Source organism: Acidisoma sp. L85 (assembly GCF_009765865.1).
Classification (GTDB): Bacteria; Pseudomonadota; Alphaproteobacteria; order Acetobacterales; family Acetobacteraceae; genus Acidisoma.
Map to the genome: position 1 here is coordinate 90,723 of NZ_LMUQ01000052.1, position 16,455 is coordinate 107,177.

Annotated in this window: 13 protein-coding genes and 1 tRNA gene; 2 read left to right on the forward strand and 12 right to left on the reverse strand. The window is 63.5% G+C overall.

Going from position 1 to position 16,455, the window contains the following annotated elements:
• Positions 1-34: 34 nt before the first annotated feature.
• From GSQ83_RS16260 to GSQ83_RS16270, 3 genes are read right to left on the reverse strand one after another with little or no spacing between them, the layout of a single operon-like run.
• The gene (locus GSQ83_RS16260) at positions 35-625 is read right to left on the reverse strand and encodes a molybdenum cofactor guanylyltransferase (protein ID WP_158803926.1); all 591 of its coding nucleotides are present in this window, start codon (positions 623-625) and stop codon (positions 35-37) included.
• Entirely contained in the window at positions 622-1,134 is a 513-nt protein-coding gene (gene mobB, locus GSQ83_RS16265; RefSeq protein WP_158803927.1) for a molybdopterin-guanine dinucleotide biosynthesis protein B, read from the reverse strand. The genes GSQ83_RS16260 and mobB overlap by 4 nt, the downstream gene beginning before the upstream one ends.
• Positions 1,134-3,425: an FdhF/YdeP family oxidoreductase gene (locus tag GSQ83_RS16270; protein ID WP_216850237.1), complete on the reverse strand. Its 2,292-nt coding sequence runs from the start codon at positions 3,423-3,425 to the stop codon at positions 1,134-1,136. Before GSQ83_RS16270 ends, mobB begins: the two co-directional genes overlap by 1 nt.
• A 102-nt stretch (positions 3,426-3,527) precedes the next feature.
• Between GSQ83_RS16270 and GSQ83_RS16275 the strand changes: the two genes are divergently transcribed.
• Positions 3,528-3,749 (forward strand): hypothetical protein, encoded by a 222-nt coding sequence (locus GSQ83_RS16275; RefSeq protein WP_158803929.1) that lies wholly within the window; start codon positions 3,528-3,530, stop codon positions 3,747-3,749.
• Positions 3,750-3,800: 51 nt separating this feature from the next.
• Here the strand turns inward: GSQ83_RS16275 and gltB are convergent, their stop codons facing one another.
• The 4 genes from gltB to GSQ83_RS16295 all read right to left on the reverse strand — a co-directional run bounded on the left by gltB (position 3,801) and on the right by GSQ83_RS16295 (position 11,584).
• Positions 3,801-8,339, reverse strand: coding sequence for a glutamate synthase large subunit (gene gltB, locus GSQ83_RS16280; RefSeq protein WP_158804198.1), 4,539 nt, complete (start codon positions 8,337-8,339; stop codon positions 3,801-3,803).
• Positions 8,340-8,494: 155 nt separating this feature from the next.
• Complete coding sequence (locus tag GSQ83_RS16285; protein WP_158803930.1) at positions 8,495-9,007, reverse strand: DUF2059 domain-containing protein; 513 nt, start codon at positions 9,005-9,007, stop codon at positions 8,495-8,497.
• The gene (locus tag GSQ83_RS16290; RefSeq protein WP_158803931.1) at positions 9,004-10,443 is read right to left on the reverse strand and encodes an NAD(P)-dependent oxidoreductase; all 1,440 of its coding nucleotides are present in this window, start codon (positions 10,441-10,443) and stop codon (positions 9,004-9,006) included. The genes GSQ83_RS16285 and GSQ83_RS16290 overlap by 4 nt, the downstream gene beginning before the upstream one ends.
• 163 nt (positions 10,444-10,606) lie before the next feature.
• Positions 10,607-11,584, reverse strand: a complete 978-nt coding sequence (locus tag GSQ83_RS16295; RefSeq protein ID WP_158803932.1) for a complex I NDUFA9 subunit family protein — start codon at positions 11,582-11,584, stop codon at positions 10,607-10,609.
• Between the two features lie 117 nt (positions 11,585-11,701).
• On the opposite strand from GSQ83_RS16295, the gene GSQ83_RS16300 reads away from it, so the two are divergent.
• Positions 11,702-11,789, forward strand: a tRNA-Leu gene (locus GSQ83_RS16300).
• Positions 11,790-11,845: 56 nt separating this feature from the next.
• On the opposite strand, the gene GSQ83_RS16305 is transcribed toward GSQ83_RS16300, so the two are convergent.
• The 5 genes from GSQ83_RS16305 to GSQ83_RS16325 all read right to left on the reverse strand — a co-directional run.
• Complete coding sequence (locus GSQ83_RS16305; RefSeq protein WP_158803933.1) at positions 11,846-13,117, reverse strand: MFS transporter; 1,272 nt, start codon at positions 13,115-13,117, stop codon at positions 11,846-11,848.
• 86 nt (positions 13,118-13,203) lie between these two features.
• Complete coding sequence (locus GSQ83_RS16310) at positions 13,204-13,776, reverse strand: cytochrome b (protein ID WP_158803934.1); 573 nt, start codon at positions 13,774-13,776, stop codon at positions 13,204-13,206.
• 41 nt (positions 13,777-13,817) lie between these two features.
• Complete coding sequence (locus GSQ83_RS16315) at positions 13,818-14,621, reverse strand: anti-sigma factor (protein WP_158803935.1); 804 nt, start codon at positions 14,619-14,621, stop codon at positions 13,818-13,820.
• Complete coding sequence (locus GSQ83_RS16320) at positions 14,618-15,106, reverse strand: RNA polymerase sigma factor (protein WP_216850238.1); 489 nt, start codon at positions 15,104-15,106, stop codon at positions 14,618-14,620. The genes GSQ83_RS16315 and GSQ83_RS16320 overlap by 4 nt, the downstream gene beginning before the upstream one ends.
• Before the next feature lie 349 nt (positions 15,107-15,455).
• Positions 15,456-16,455 (reverse strand): YihY/virulence factor BrkB family protein (locus GSQ83_RS16325; protein WP_158803937.1); only part of this gene is annotated, 1,000 nt, incomplete at its 5' end.

The window sequence follows — 16,455 nt, forward strand, 5'->3', positions numbered from 1 at the left end:
GCCACCGACCGGGTGCGGCTTAGTTCGTCAAGTGCTACGCCTCCAACATTGCTTCAGGCGTGTTCAGATTGCGGAAATCACCTGATTGCAACGCAGGATAGTCACAAGTCGCGACTCTGAGGCCCTTGGTGAAGCGGCGAATGGCCAGCGCCTCCGCCGCTCCCACCACGCGGCGCAGCGACGCCTCCAATTCCGGCTTCCACCAGGCGCAGGCATAGTGCGCTTCGCCGCCGCAAGTCGCATGCGCCACCTGCGCATGCCGCGCCTTGGCGGTCTCGGACAGTCGCAGGACGATATCAGCCGGCAGGAATGGGCAATCCACCGGCAAGCTCACGAGCCCGCTGCTTTCGGGATGGTGCTGTCGCCGCCAGGCAAGTCCCGCGAGCACTCCAGCAAGCGGCCCACGGCGATCGGCAAATGCATCAGTCAAAACCGGGAGGCCGAAGCGCCGCAAAGCCTCCGCCCCGGCGGTATCATGCGCGGCGATCGCCACTGGCCCTGCGATCGCGAGACGGTCTAGCAGATGGGCCAGCAGCGGACGCCCTCCGAGTTCCAGCAGCGCCTTGTTCGCACCACCCATCCGCCGCCCAGCACCACCGGCAAGAATAACGATTGCGGGTGTCATCGTAAAATATCCGCCGCCGCCACTGCATGATCACGAATGAAGGCCGCGATGGCCTCGATATCGTTGATTCCGTAGACAGCACCATAGAAATTCGGAAAGGCCGTCTCGGTCGAGATAGCGATTATCCTGGGATCGTCAGGATGCAGCGCCGGCTTACCATTTACAGCGCGAAAAACTTCAAGCTTAGGATGCGGATCACGCTTGAAACCCTCGACGAGCACGAGATCCACCGGCGAAAGTCTCCCGAGCAGCTCCGCCAGTTCCGGCTCCCGAGAGTCGCGCAGCTCGTGCATCAGCGCCCAGCGGCGGGACGAGGCAACGAGCACCTCGCTCGCGCCAGCCTGCCGATGCTCCCAGGAGTCCTTGCCCGGCTGGTCAATGTCGAAGTCATGATGGGCATGTTTCAGTGTCGACACGCTCATCCCCTGCCCGATGAGGCATGGGATGAGCCGCTTCAGCAGCGTCGTTTTACCGGCGCCGCTCCATCCCGCGAGGCCGAAAATCCGCATCACGCCGCCTGTTTCACCTTCACCGGCACAGACTTCGCCGCCGGTGTCTTGCTGCCCTCGGCATAGTGGCCGATCGGCACCAGCGTATTCGCCTCCGGATAATAGGCGCCGACGCAACCCAGCGGAATATTATAGGGCGTCACGCGGAACCCACCCTTCTCGCGATGATGCCCGTCGGTCGATTGGGTCACCAGGGAAATGATCTCGCCTTCCGCGAGGCCCAGACGGCCGATGTCATCGCGATGCATGAGAACGACCATGCGGGTGCCCTTGATCCCCCGGAAGCGATCATCATAGCCGTAAACCGTCGTGTTGAACTGGTCGTTGCTGCGCAGCGTGATCATCCGCAGCACGTCCGGCCCAATCTCCGGCATATCCGGGTCCTCCTCAAGCGCGCGCGGCGTGATGATATTGGCTTTTCCGTTCTTCGTTTTCCACTCGCGGTGCCGCGCGGGGAGTTTGCGATGAAACCCACCCGGTTCCCACATGCGTTTCTCGTAGTCATGGAAGATCTCGGGATAGGTCTCACCGATCGAGGTGCGAATCCGGCTGTAATCGTCGATCCACTGGGTCCAGGGCACCAGGGGATTCGGATCAAGCGTCGCCATGGCGATCTTCGCCACCAGCTCGATCTCGCTGACAAGATGGCGCGAGGCCGGCCGCCTCACGCCGCGTGAGCCATGGATACAGGCGGAACTATCCTCCATCGAGAGACTCTGCGGCCCAGTCGCTTGCTTGTCTATCTCGATGCGCCCGAGCACCGGCAGAAGATAGCTGATGGCGCCCGGTAACAGATGGCTTCGGTTGAGCTTGGTCGCGATATTGACCGTCAGGCGCATCTGCCTCCAGGCCCCCTCCATGCGCTCGGTATCCGGAATGGCGCGCGCGAAATTGCCGCCCAGCATGACGAAGGCCTCGATCTCGCCGGCCAGGATCTTCTCGCAAGCCTCGACGGTATTGAGGCCCAAGTCGCGCGGCGGCTCGAAACCGTATTGCTCGGCGAGCTTATCCATCGGCACGAGCTCGGGCTTCTCCGTGATGCCCACGGTGCGCTGGCCCTGCACATTGGAATGGCCTCGCACCGGGCAGATACCAGCGCCGTCGCGGCCGATATTGCCGCGCAGCAGCATCAGGTTGACGAGCATCTGCACGGTCTCGACACCCGCGCGATGCTGAGTTAACCCCATGCCGTAAATGCCTATGGCGGCTTTAGACTTCGCGTAGGTCTCGGCTGTCTGCACAAAAGCGGCGCGGCCGAGGCCGGAATGCCGCTCCAAATCCTCCCATTTCTGCTGCCGCAGCCACACGACGAATTTCTCCAAGCCATGCGTGTGCTCGGCGATGAAGTCGTGATCCAGCACCCTCTCGCCGCCACTGGCTTGCGCGGCGTCATCCATCTGCACCAGCCATTTGCAGATTCCAGCCAGCGCCGCGAGATCGCCACCGGCCTTGACCTGATAATATTGCGAACTGATCCGTGTCTCATGCCCAGTCAGCATCTCGGTCGGCGACTGCGGGTTGGTGAAGCTCTCCAGCCCGCGTTCGCGCAGCGGGTTATAGGTGATGATCGGCACGCCGCGTTTGCTGGCTTCCTCCAGCGGATGCAGCATGCGCGGGCTATTGCTGCCGACATTCTGGCCGAAGAAGAAGATGCAATCCGTCTTCGCGAAATCATCCAGCGTCACGGTGCCGACCGGCACGCCGATGCTTTCCGGCAATGCCACCGAAGTTGTCTCATGGCACATGTTGGAACTGTCGGGCAGGTTGTTGTTGCCATAGAGCCGCGCGAAGAGTCCGTAGAGATAGCTCGCCTCGTTGGAGGAGCGGCCGGAACTATAGAACACAGTATTGCGGCGATCCCGCACGGACCTCAGCTCTCTGCCGATCTCGGCATAGGCTATCTGCCAGGAAACCGGGCGATAGGTGTCGGTCGCAGGGTCGTACCGCATCGGATGCGTCAGGCGGCCCGCCTGTTCGAGATGATACTCGTCCCAGCCCAGCAATTCGGTGACTGTGTGTTTGGCGAAGAAATCGGGCGTCGCGCGCTGGGTGGTGATCTCCCAGGCAGTCGCCTTGGCACCGTTTTCGCAAAATTCGAAAGGCAGCGGGGCCGCCGGCTTAGGCCAGGCGCAGCTCACGCATTGAAAGCCATCAGGCTTGTTTTGGCGTGCCAGCACCAAAGGGCCGCTCAGCGGCACACCTTCCCGCGCCAAAATCTGACCGAGGGAGCGCGCTGAACCCCATCCGCCGGCCGGTGCGGTATAGGGCCTGAAGCTCTCGTGCCGAGACATGGTCATCTCCTCCGGGCATAGGCGTGGCCGGGAGTTGGGTTGCGTCTCCATTGTAGCAACGCCCGGCGGCACCACATTCGCGGCATCGCGGAGGATAGGGCCATGGTGTCCATCGACTACATGATCGCCAAGCCACCTCCGCCCTCGGCGATGCGGCGCCTGTTCAACCAGCGAGCCATGCCAGTGGCGATCGATGCGGCGATGCGGGTTGAAGATGCGGTCCACATGCTGGGCCAAAACACCCGGCAGCGGCCCATTCTCGCGCTCTCGCTGGCGGTCGGCGCAGGGGTGTTGCTGGGCGCGGTTTGGCCCCGCCGAAGCTAAACGCCACCCCTAACCCCTCCTTGCAGGGAGGGGAGATAACGGCGTCTCAGCTTACCCCGTCGCCTCTGCCGGCGCGTCGCTCAGCGAGTGAGGCAGGTAGCGCACGTAGTCCTTCGGCACGACCTGCCACATTGCAGCAAGCGTCTGGTCCCAGTCGTGCAGCAACATCGCAGCGTAGCGGCTGGAAGTTTCGTGCACATGCCGCTCGACCAAGCCCCGTAACACACCCTCCCAATACGCGGATTCGATACGCTGCCATGTGATCGATTCCGGATTGACGCGATTGCCGAACAACCCGTCCTCGTCATGCACGAAGGCCACCCCGCCGGTGAAGCCCGCACCGAAATTCTCGCCCGACTTGCCAAGGATCGCGACCACACCGCCGGTCATGTATTCGCAGGCATTCGAGCCACAGCCCTCCACCACGGCGGTAGCACCCGAGTTCCGCACCGCGAATCGCTCGCCCGCCTGCCCCGCCGCGAATAACTGCCCCGCCGTCGCGCCATAAAGGCAGGTATTGCCGATGATGGTGTTGTTCTGGCTCTGCATCTTCGAGGACGGCGCGGGCCGCACCACGATGGTCGCCCCCGACAGCCCCTTGCCGACATAGTCATTGGCATCGCCAATAACCTCCAGCTTGAGACCCTGCACCCCGAAAGCGCCCAGCGATTGGCCGGCCGAGCCGCGCAGTCTCACGCTCATATGCGCCGGCGGCAGCGCCGACATGCCGTAGCGCCGGGTGATGAGCGAGGAGAACTTCGTGCCGATGGCGCGATGCGTGTTCCGGATATTGTATTGCAATTGCATCTTCTCGCGCCGGTCGAAGAAGGCGCCCGCATCCGCGATCATCTGCGCATCCAGCGTTTCCGGCACCGGATTGCGGCCTTCCAGCGTGCAGTAACGCGGATAGGGTCCGGGATCCGCCTGGGCGAGGATCGGGTTGAGATCGAGATCGTCCAGGATGTCGCTGCCGCGGCTGACCTGCTGCAACAGATCCGTCCGCCCGATGATGTCGGTCAGCTTGCGGAACCCCAGCCGCGCCAGGATTTCGCGCACCTCCTCGGCGATGAAGGAGAAGAGGTTGATGACCTTCTCGGGTGTGCCCTCGAACTTAGCGCGCAGCTTCTCATCCTGCGTGCAGACGCCGACCGGGCAGGTATTGGAATGGCACTGCCGCACCATGATGCAGCCCATCGCGACGAGGGAGGCAGTGCCGATGCCGAACTCCTCGGCGCCCAGCATCGCCGCCATCACGACGTCCCGCCCAGTCTTGAGCCCGCCATCCGTACGCAGCTTCACGCGATGACGCAGCCGGTTGAGCATCAGCACCTGATGCGCCTCCGACAGCCCCATCTCCCAGGGCAAACCGGCATATTTCACGCTGGTCAGCGCGCTGGCGCCGGTGCCGCCGGAATGGCCCGAGATCAGGATCGCATCCGCCTTGGCCTTGGCGACGCCCGCTGCGATCGTGCCGATGCCCGAACGTGAAACCAGTTTCACGCAGACACTTGCATCCGGATTGATCTGCTTGAGGTCGTAGATGAGCTGCGCCAGATCCTCGATCGAATAGATGTCGTGATGCGGCGGCGGGCTGATCAGCATGACGCCCGGCGTCGAATGCCGCAGCTTGGCGATCAGCTCCGTCACCTTGAAGCCGGGCAACTGCCCGCCCTCACCGGGCTTGGCGCCTTGTGCCACCTTGATCTCAATCTCGCGGCAGTCATTGAGATAGGCCGCCGTCACGCCGAAACGCCCTGATGCAATCTGCTTGATCGCGGAGGAGGCATTGTCGCCATTCGCGCGCGGCTTCGAACGCTCCGGATCCTCGCCGCCCTCGCCACTATCGGAGCGGGCGCCGATGCGGTTCATCGCAATGGACAGCGTCTCATGCGCCTCTGGCCCCAGCGCGCCCAAGGAAATGCCCGGCGCGATCAGGCGCTGGCGGATCTCGGTGATGCTCTCCACCTCCTCCACCGGCACCGGGGTCAGCCCATCCTCGCGGAAATCGAGCAAGTCGCGCAAAGCGACCGGCGGCAGGCGGCGCACACCCTCGGAGTAGCGGCGGAACATGGTGTAGCTATCGGTCGCGACGGCCGTTTGGAGCAGATGGATGAGCCCGCCATCGAAGGCATGCGACTCACCGCCGCGCCGCATCTTGTAGACGCCACCGACAGGAAGCGTGACGACATTCGGCGACCAGGCGACCTTGTGCAGCTCCAGCACCTTGCGCGCTATGCCAGGGAGACCAATGCCGGAGATGCGCGATTGCATGCCGGGGAAAAACTCGCCGACCAGCGCACGGCTGAGGCCGATCGCCTCGAAACTATAGCCGCCGCGATAGGAGGAGATCACGCTGATCCCCATCTTCGCCATGATCTTCAGCAGCCCTTTATCGACTGCCTTGCGATAACGCCCCACCGCCGTTTTCAGCGGCATGTCGCCGAACAGCCCGCGGCGATGCCGATCCGCGATCGACTCCTGCGCGAGATACGGATTGACCGTGGTGGCACCTACACCCACCAGAACAGCGGCGTAATGCACATCCATGCACTCGGCCGAGCGGATATTAAGGCTCGTGAAAGTCCGCAGGCTCTGGCGCACGAGGTAGGTATGCACGGCGCCTGTCGCCAGAATCATCGGAATCGGCGCGCGGTCCGGCCCGACATGCTCGTCGGTTAGAATGATGTGGGTGGCGCCGGAGCGCACACCCTCCTCCGCCTCGCGCCGGATGCGATCGATCGCGGCACGCAAGCCGGTCTCGCCCTCAGCCGCCGCGAATGTCGCATCGACCTCGACGACGCTGGCCCCCAGCTTCGCCCGCAATGCGATGAATTCGGCGGTCGATAGCATCGGGCTATTGAGTTGGAGGATGTCGAACTGATGCTCGTCCTCGTCCAGCACATTGCCGAGATTGCCGAGCCGGGTTTTCAGCGACATCACCCGCGCCTCGCGCAGGCTGTCGATTGGCGGGTTGGTGACCTGGCTGAAAGTCTGCCGGAAGTAGCAATGCAGCCCGCGATAGCGATCCGACAGCACAGCGACCGGCGTATCGTCGCCCATGCTGCCAGTGGCCTCGTTGGCGTCGAGCACCATGGGGTGCAGGATGCTCTCCAGCTCCTCCAGCGTGGCCCCGATCGCGAGCTGGCGACGGCGCAGATCCTCGGAGGAAAGCAGCACAGGCTCCGGCGCGTCGGTCTTGATGAGGTCGTCGATGCCGACGATGCGCTTCGCCCATTCACCAAAAGGCGCGCGGGCGGCGAGCGAATCCATGATCGCGCCATTGTCGTAAAGGCGCGGATGGTCGAGGTCGACCGCGATCATCTGGCCGGGACCGACGCGGCCCTTCTCGACGATTTCCGCCTCATTGAACTTCACCATGCCAGTTTCGGAACCGACCACCAGCAACTGGTTCTCGGTCACCGCGTAGCGCAGCGGCCGCAGCCCGTTGCGGTCGAGACCCGCGATCACCCAGCGGCCATCGGTCGCGGTGATGGCGGCGGGACCGTCCCACGGCTCCATCACGGCGTTGCAGTATTCGATCATCTCGCGATGCGCCGCCGGCATTGCCGAAGTCGCGCCAATCGAAGGCGGGATCATCATGGCTTTCACCATCGGCGCCTCCCGCCCGGCCCGCACCAGCAGCTCGAAAACATTGTCGAGCGAGGCGGTGTCGGAGCCGCCGGCCTGCACCACCGGCTTGATATCCTCCATGAAGGAATCGAGCAGGGTGGAGGAGAGCCGAGTCTCGTGGCTCTTCATCCAGTTGATATTGCCGATGACCGTGTTGATCTCACCGTTATGGGCAAGCGCACGGAACGGCTGCGCCAGCTTCCAGGTCGGGAAGGTGTTGGTGGAATAGCGCTGGTGATAGATCGCGAAGCGCGACACGAAGCGCGGGTCGAGCAAATCCGGATAGAACTCGGTCAGGCTCTCGGCCAGGAACATGCCCTTGTAGATGATCGAGCGGCAGGACAGAGAACAGAAATACAGGTCCGGGATCTGCGCCGCGATCGCCTCGCGCTCGATGCGGCGGCGGATCACATAGAGGTCACGCTCGAATTCGGCCTCTGGCACGCCGCGCGCGTTCCACAGCATGATCTGCTCGATCTCGGGCCGTGTCGCATTGGCTTTCTCGCCGATGCAGGCGACGTTGATCGGCACCTGACGCCAGCCATAGATAAGATAGCCGCGATTGAGGATCTCGGTTTCCACGATCTGCCGGCAGCGTTCCTGCGCGCCGAGATCCGTCTTGGGCATGAAGACCTGACCGACCGCGATGCTGCCGGGGCGCAGCTTCGCGCCGCCGCGTTCGACAGCCGCCGCGAAGAAGTCTTGCGGGATCTCGATATGGATGCCGGCACCGTCACCGGTTTTGCCATCCGCATCGACCGCGCCGCGATGCCACACGGCCTTCAACGCATCGATGCCAGCCTGCACGACATCGCGCCGGCGCTTGCCATCCAGCGCCGCGATCATCCCGACGCCGCAGGCATCATGCTCCTGCGTAGCGTCATAGGTATCGGCAAGCGTGGTCGTGTTGCGCGCCCAGGCGTCGAGGAATTCGGCGGCGGTTTCCTGCATCTCGGTCATGTCACGCTCCTCGTTCTCGTACTGATTGGGGTAATCGGAATGCTCCCCAATCCATCCGTCATGCTCGGCGAAGGCCGAGCATCCACGCCTTACCTTTGTGTCGCAGGCAAGAAAGGCGTGGATGGCATGCCTTCGCATGCCATGACGCCAGATCGTTACTGAATGCTTAGCCCTTGAGCCTTCAGCTTCGCCTCGTCCTGCTGCAACACCTCGGCCCCGGCCTGCTGCACCCAAGCACGGCCGGTTGCGATCATCTGCTGCGTCAACGCGGGCGTCAGCGATTCCAGCTTCTGTCCTGCCGGCGTCTGGTAGAAAGCGAGAATCTGCTGCAACTCCTCAAGCGTGAATTGCTGCGCGTAGATCGTCGCGACGCTCGCCAGGAAGCGCGGCTCGCGGGCCTGCAAGTCGGGCACCACGATCTGGTCGACGATCGCGCCCACCTGATCCTCGGGCTTCTTGTTGCGCTGTGCGATGCTCTGCACGATGACGAGGCGAACGCCCTGCATCGCCGCATTGGCGACCTGGTTGATTCCCATCGCCTGCACGACCTGGCTCGCGACCTGCAGACTATCGGCCGAGGGCGTGGTCTGCGCCACCGCACTCACGCCGCCGACCAGCACCATCGCGCTCGCCAGAAGCAAGCCGCGCGGGAAACCGAGGCGCATCATGCCGCCACCGCCGTCGTGCAGGCGCTCTTGCGGATGAAGTCATGCACCTGCGCCGCCGCGTCCCGCCCATCCTTGATCGCCCAAACGACCAGGCTGGCGCCGCGCACGATGTCGCCCACAGCAAACACGCCGGGCAGGCTGGTCATGAAGCTGCGGTGGTTCACCTTCAGCGTGCCCCAGCGGCTGATCTCCAGCCCCGGCTCGCCGAACATGCGCGGCATATCCTCGGGATCGAAGCCGAGCGCCTTGATGACGAGATCGGCCTCGACATTGAAGTGGCTGCCCGGCAGCGGGCTGACCGACTGCCGGCCGGACAGATCGGGGAGGCCGAGATGCATCCGCACGGCGCGCACGCCCTCAACCTCGTGGTCGCCCGTAAAGGCCTCGGGCGCGGAGAGCCACAGGAACTCGACGCCCTCATCCTCGGCGTTCTTAACCTCGCGCATTGAGCCCGGCATATTCGCCTTGTCTCGGCGATAGAGACACTTCACCGAAACGGCGCCCTGCCGCACAGCCGTCCGCACGCAATCCATCGCGGTGTCGCCACCGCCGATGACAACCACGCGCTTGCCCTCGGCATTGAGCAGGCCGGAATCAAACTCGGGCACCACATCATCCAGCCCGCGACGGTTCGAGGCGGTGAGGTAGTCGAGCGCCGGAACGATGCCGCCAAGCCCGGCACCCGGCCCGCCGATGTCGCGCGCCTTGTAGACGCCCGTCGCGACGATCACCGCCGCGTGACGCTCGCGCAGCTCCGCCATCGAAATCCCGCCGACGCCGATTGCCGCGCCGAGATGAAACTGGACGCCGCTCTCCTCCAGATGCTTCCAGCGGCGAAGCACGACGTCCTTCTCGAGCTTGAATCCCGGAATGCCATAGATCATGAGGCCGCCGACGCGGTCGTAGCGATCATAGACATGCGCCTGATAACCATGCTGGCGCAGCATCTCCGCCGCCGCCAAACCGCCCGGCCCCGCGCCAATAATACCGATGCTCTCCGGCCGCTCCATGATGGGCCGTACCGGCTTCACCCAACCCTGCTCGAAGGCGGTGTCGGTGATGTAGCGCTCCACGGCGCCGATGGTGACACTCTCGAAGCCTTTCTCGATGACGCAATTGCCCTCGCAAAGCCGGTCCTGCGGGCAGATGCGACCGCAGATTTCGGGGAAGGTATTGGTCGCCGAGGAAACTTCGTAAGCTTCCTCCAGTCGGCCCTCGGCGGTCAGCTTCAGCCAGTCGGGGATGTTGTTCCCGAGCGGGCAATGGATCGAGCAAAAGGGAATGCCGCATTGGCTGCAGCGGCTGGACTGGTCTGCCGCGCGGGCCGGATCGAAGCGGCGATAGATCTCGTCGAAATCCTCACGGCGGATGGCGACCGGGCGCTTGTCAGGTGATTGTTGCGGCAGGTGGACGAATTGCAGCATGCGCTCAGCCATGGCGTACCTCCACCGCGGACCCCGCAGGTCCACCCCATCCCGATCAGCTTTTAGACGCCTCCCAAACTAAAAGTCACTATTCGTGACCCATTTTCGACGCATATCACGGTTTCGTGAAATGATGTGCGTAAAAGCCGCCTGATTTAGGTCCGATATGGACCCATTAGAGATCCGCGTGCTTGATCGTGCGATCCACGGGGTCATAGGCGCGGCCGCCCTGGCGATAGCGGGCCAAATAGGTCGGCACTACCAGCTCCATCGGCTTCGGTATGATACCCAGCGCCTCCAGCCCGGGCAGTTCGCCGCTCGCGACGTTATCCTGGCCCAGCATTTCGAGCTGGTCGGTGGTCAGCAGCCGGCCCGGCAGGCGTTCGAGGATCCGCGCCTCGAACCGCGCGAGCTTCGGCGACACCTCGAACAAGGGCCGGTGACGTTGCGTCACGCTGAGGATATAGCGCAGCACCTCGCGGAAGGTGAGGACTGTGGGTCCGCCAAGTTCATACAGGCCCGGCGCCGTTGGCGACAGTTCCAGCGCGGCGATGATCGCCTCCGCCACGTCGCCGACATAGACCGGCTGGAAGCGGGTATCGCCGGAGATCACCGGCATAATTGGCGAGAGTCTCGCGAGGCCGGCGAAGCGGTTGAAGAACGCGTCCTCGGGACCGAAGACGATCGAGGGCCGCAGGATGACGACCTCCGGGAAGGCCGCGGCCACCGTGATCTCGCCACGGGCTTTGCTCCGGGCATAGCCGCTGCGGCTATCGGCGGCGGCACCGATCGCCGAAATATGCACCAGCCTCGGCACGCCAGCTGTAAAGCAGCGTTCGGCGATGAGACGCGGACCGCTCGTATGAACGCGCTCGAAATCGCCCTTGCGACGCTCTGCCAGGATGCCCGCCAGATTGACGACGAGGTCGGCGCCCATGACGGCCCGATCGATCCCGGCCGAATTGCCCGGCGAAATATGCAGCGGCACAATTTGTCCGACTGCGCCCATAGGCTTGAGCTGGCCCGCCCGCTCGACGTCGCGGGTCGCCAGCCGGATCCTGTAGCCTTGCCTCGCTAGACGCTGGATGAGATGGCGGCCGATGAATCCGGTGCCACCGAAGATCGTCGCTATTTTGCGCGTGTCGCCGGCCATGAGGACCCCCATCCGTCTTCTTAATCCATGCTTAGGCAGAGCCGGGCCTGCCCTCAAGGGCACGTCTTGGTTGACGCCCGCACAGCCGCAGGATACATGCCCCGCCCACCGCAGCTTGCCCAGGTGGCGGAATTGGTAGACGCGCAGGTTTCAGGTACCTGTGGCCGTAAAGGTCGTGGAAGTTCGAGTCTTCTCCTGGGCACCAGCAGCTCCCGACCCTCCGATCGCTGGCGGATAGGTTCGCTCCGGCGTGGTGGCCGGTCAGGCCGTGGCAGGCTCGGACAAGCTTCCCAGTGGAGTTTTGTTCTTCGGCGGCTGGCCGAGACAGGCCGGCCTGAGCATCTTCGCGAAAACCAGCCATAGCGCCAGGGATAGCAGCGCGAACGACCCCAGGATCGTGAAGGTCACGCTATATCCTAGACCCTGCGCGATCCAGCCGCCCAACATCGGGCTGAGGGACGCGCCGATCCCCTGCACGGTCATCACCGCGCCCTGCCCGACATTCACCCGGCCCGTACCGTTCAGCACTCGCGCCACCATGCCGGGAACCGCGACGCTTTGCAGCCCCGCGCCGATGCCGTCCAGCGCCTGCACGGGATAGACGCCCCAGGGCACCAGAAGCTGCGAGGCGAGCAGCCCGCGGATCGGCAGCGCGATGAAGGTGATCAACATGATCCACCAGTAGCCCTGGCGCTGCGCCATCCGCGTCGCCACGATCGAGGCGACGATCATCACCGCCTGTGCGACCACGATGGTCTCGGCCACGAAGACCGTCGGATTGCCCTTGTGCGTTCCCGTCACCGCCAGCCCGTATAGCGGCAGCATCGCGCCATTGCCGAGATGGAAGCAGCCCAAGGCCGCCGCCAGAATCAGCAGCGGCTTGTTCCGTAGCAGCACGGTAAATCCGCTGACCTTCTTGCCCTCCTCAGCCTCATCATTGACTCCACGCGCCGCCGCATTGTCGATCGCATCGCGCGGTATTAACGCTACGGAGGCGATTGAGAGCACCGCGAAGACAACTGCTAGCCAGAAGATCGCCGAATAGCCAAACCGCCAGCCGAGATAGCCGGAGAGGCCGGCACCAATCATATTGCCGGCATGGTTGAACGCCTGGTTGCGGCCATTCTGCCGCGGGAACCCAGCCTGGCGCACAATGCCCAGAGTCATGCCAGCGACGGCAGGACCGATTGCCGCCCCCGCGATCGCAGTCGCCACCTGCGACAAGGCGATGATCCAGAAATTCTGTGACAACAGAACCAGCAGCGAGGCAATCACCGCGCAGGCGCCCGGGATCGCCACATAGGCGCGCTTGCGCGAAGTCGCATCCACCAGCGCGCCGAAGGGCACCGTCATCAGCATGCCCGCGACGCCGCCGAGCGTCATCACCGTGCCGATCATCCCGCTCTTCCACTGATGGGCGAGCAGGAAAACGCCGAGGAACGGTCCGATGCCCGACTGCATGTCGGCCATAAAGAAGTTCAGCGCTTCAAGCGGGGCCGTCACACGACGGGAAACGGCATTTGACTCAGGCATTCGGCCTCCATCCGGACCACCGTTTTCAGATGGAGGCTTTCGCCAAACTACCAAGCGAAGGCTCGCGTTTCCGTGATTTCGAATCGCTAGCCCGCACCCATCCGCCGCAACACGCCATTGCCGCGAATATAGTGATGAGAAAGCGCCGCGAGCGCGTGCATCCCCGCCAGACCGATGATGCTCCAGGCGACATAGTCGTGCAGATGAATGACTGTCGTGCGGGTCGCGCGATCCAGTGACAACAGCGGAGAAATCGGGACAAGCCAGAAGATCTTCAACACCCGGCCGCTCCCCGCAAAAAGCAGGCCCAGCGCGATCTGCACCGTCAGCAGCGCGTAAAGCAGCAGATGCATCATCGTCGCCGTCAGATGCTCAGGCCGCGACAGAAAACGCGGCAGGCGTCGGCCATGGCTGAGACGCCAAGCCAGACGAGCGACAAAAATCATTGTGAGAAGCACGCCCAGTGAAATATGGAGCGACTGCATGCCGCGTCGCAGCGGCGTGCCATGCGGGACGAAACCCCAAATCTCAGCAAGCGCGAAAAGCGAAATTACCAGGGCAGCGGTCGCCCAATGCAGCGCGACCGTAAAGCCATCATACCGAACGGCCGGAGCTGTATACGGGCCAGAGGGCGGTCGAGGAATCGCAGTCGCGCTCATGACCCAATCCTGTTGATGCGGGGGAATGAAGCCGGCGCGTGCTACGCGGGCGTGTTGGCCAACCGTCGCGCGATCGATTGAGCGAAGGTAGAAAGCTGCTCCTTGGGCTGGCGGCCAATCAGCATGAAGGCATGCCCGGCAAAAGACCAATAGGCGACGTTCAGCCCCCGCCGCCGCTCGGTATCCACAGGGGCGCCCGGAAGAGACGATTGCATGATGCACAGCGCCGTCGGGCCGTATCTCGCATCGAGATACAGGATCTGCCCCAACGCCTTGCCGTCATATTGCAGAAGCTGCGCTTGTTTCAACGCGATGCCGGGAAGTGCGATCGCCTCCGGCCGCAGGTCGGGCAGCGCTATCCCGGACTCCACTACCCCTAGCTCCTGAGCGCGCTCAGCCGCGTCGTCCGTCATCACCGCGAGCGTCTGCGGCGTGTAAAGCTTCAGGTATTCCGCAACCGCCGTGCGCCAGTGGGCATTTCCCTCGGCGCCCATGAATCCGCCGACGACACGATCTCCCAAAGCCCCGACTGCAAGAAGCGCCACACTCGCCGCGATCAATCCGCGACGGCTCCGATGCGAGCGAGAGGAAACCGCGACCTTTGCGGCCGTCACCCTCGCCAACATCGCATCGAGGCTGGCCGCGGGCGCGGCGTCCAGCAGCGGCGCGAAGGCCTCCTCATAGGCAAAGTTGCTGCGCGACAGAAAATCGTAATGCGCGGACAGCGCCGGATCGGCGGCCAGCCTCTTCTCCAGCCGCTCCCGGTCCTCCGCATTCAGCTCACCATCGAGATAGGCCACCAGCCGGGCGTCGTCCGACTGGCCGATGTCCTCATCGCGGCTCATCGCGCATCGTCCTTAAGCGCCAGCTTCCCGCGCGCGGTGGCAAGACGGCTCATGACCGTTCCGATGGGGATCTCCAATATCTCTGCCACCTCGCGGTAGCTCATGCCTTCGACATAGGCGAGGAATACCGTCGAGCGCTGAGCCTCGGGTAGCGCTTCGACCCGCCGCAGCACCTCATTGGCCATCACCTGATTCTCGGCCGCCGCGAGCCCATCGGTGACCAGCGCGGTCTCGGCATCCACGAAACCTTGACCCATGCGGATGCGGCGCGAGCGCACGTCGTTGAGCCAGATCGAATGCAGGATGGAAAAAAGCCAGCGGTCCAGCCGCGTCCCCGGCTCGTACTGGCCGGCACGTTCCAGCGCACGGACGCAGGTGGCTTGGACGAGATCCTCCGCCACGTCAGAATTGGCCGACAAAACCATGCCGTAGCGCCAGAGCCGCCGCAGATGCGTGCTCAGCCCCGCTTGAACCTCGTTTTTCATTCCGCCTATCGGCCTAGGCGCTGGCGATCGCATAGGGACATCCGCGTTAGTTAGCGGCCTAACGATACCACGGCGCGCGCCCTGTCGCGTCTGTTTGTCGAACGGGACACGACTATCGGGCGACCACTTGGCTATCGACATGCGATAGCTCTTTCCATGGCCGTCCGCTCCTCCGGCGCTAACCGATGCAGCTGCAAACGAATTCGGAACGAAACCCAGGCGGCGACCCGTCGATCCTGACCATTGCCTTGTCCGGAAAGAAAGCTGAAAGCTTGGGGCCCATCTTGGTGTTTTCCTGATCCGTGCGGCTCACCACAGGAGAACACGCGGGCACGCGCTTTATTCAGCCTCAGGTTGCGGCAACTTGGTCGGCCATTTCGGCGCGGCGCTGGCCGAGCGGCTTTTCCGGCCCCTCGGTGGTATCGCGCGCGGTCTGATGCTCCATCTCGGCGTTCAACTCGGCGCCGATCAGAACGACGGTGGCGGATAGCCACATCCAGGTCATGAAGCCAATCACCGCGCCGAGCGAGCCGTAGGTTTTGTTGTAGCTCCCGAAATGTGAAACATAGAAGGAGAAGGCGAGCGAAACGATCAGCCAAAGGATCGCCGCGGCCACGCTGCCCCAGCTCACCCAGCGCCAGCGTGCTTTCGCCCGGCTAGGGCCGTATCGATACCCCAAAGCGAGGAAAACACTGATCGCCACGATGAGTACCGGCCAGCGACCGAATTCGAGCAACAGCGCTGTGGCTCCGCCTAACCCGACGAATTTTAGCACTGCCGGCAATACCACGATCCCGGCAAGCGCGAGGATCAAGAACAGGATCGTGCCCAGCGTGAAGGCCAGCGAAATCAGGGTCCGCCGGATATAGCTGCGCTTCTCGCGCTCGCCATAAACAACGTTTAGGGCATCGAACAGCGCCTTCATCCCGGCATTGGCACTCCAGAGCGAGGTCAACAGCCCAATGATGACGCCAATGCCAAGCGCCTTGCTGGGGCTCGATGCCAGGGATTTGAGCTGATCGGTGATGATCGACATCCCGCCGCCAGGCATTACGCCGGACAGCGAGGTCACCTCGGTCGATAGCGTCCTGGGATCGGCAATCAGCCCATATAGCGAAACCAAGGCGGCAAGCGCGGGGAAGAGCGCGAGTAGCGCATAAAAGGTCACGCTCGCGGCTTCGGCCAGCACGGAATCCTCGCCGATTTCGCTGAAGACACGCTTGAGAATCTGGATCCAGCCACGCGGCGGCAATTCGGAGGGAACCTTCGCGCCCCGACCCGTCTCACCGCGCGACCCGCCAGGTTCCATCGTCACACCCCGAGAGCCCGTGCTTCCATCGGCGGTCACG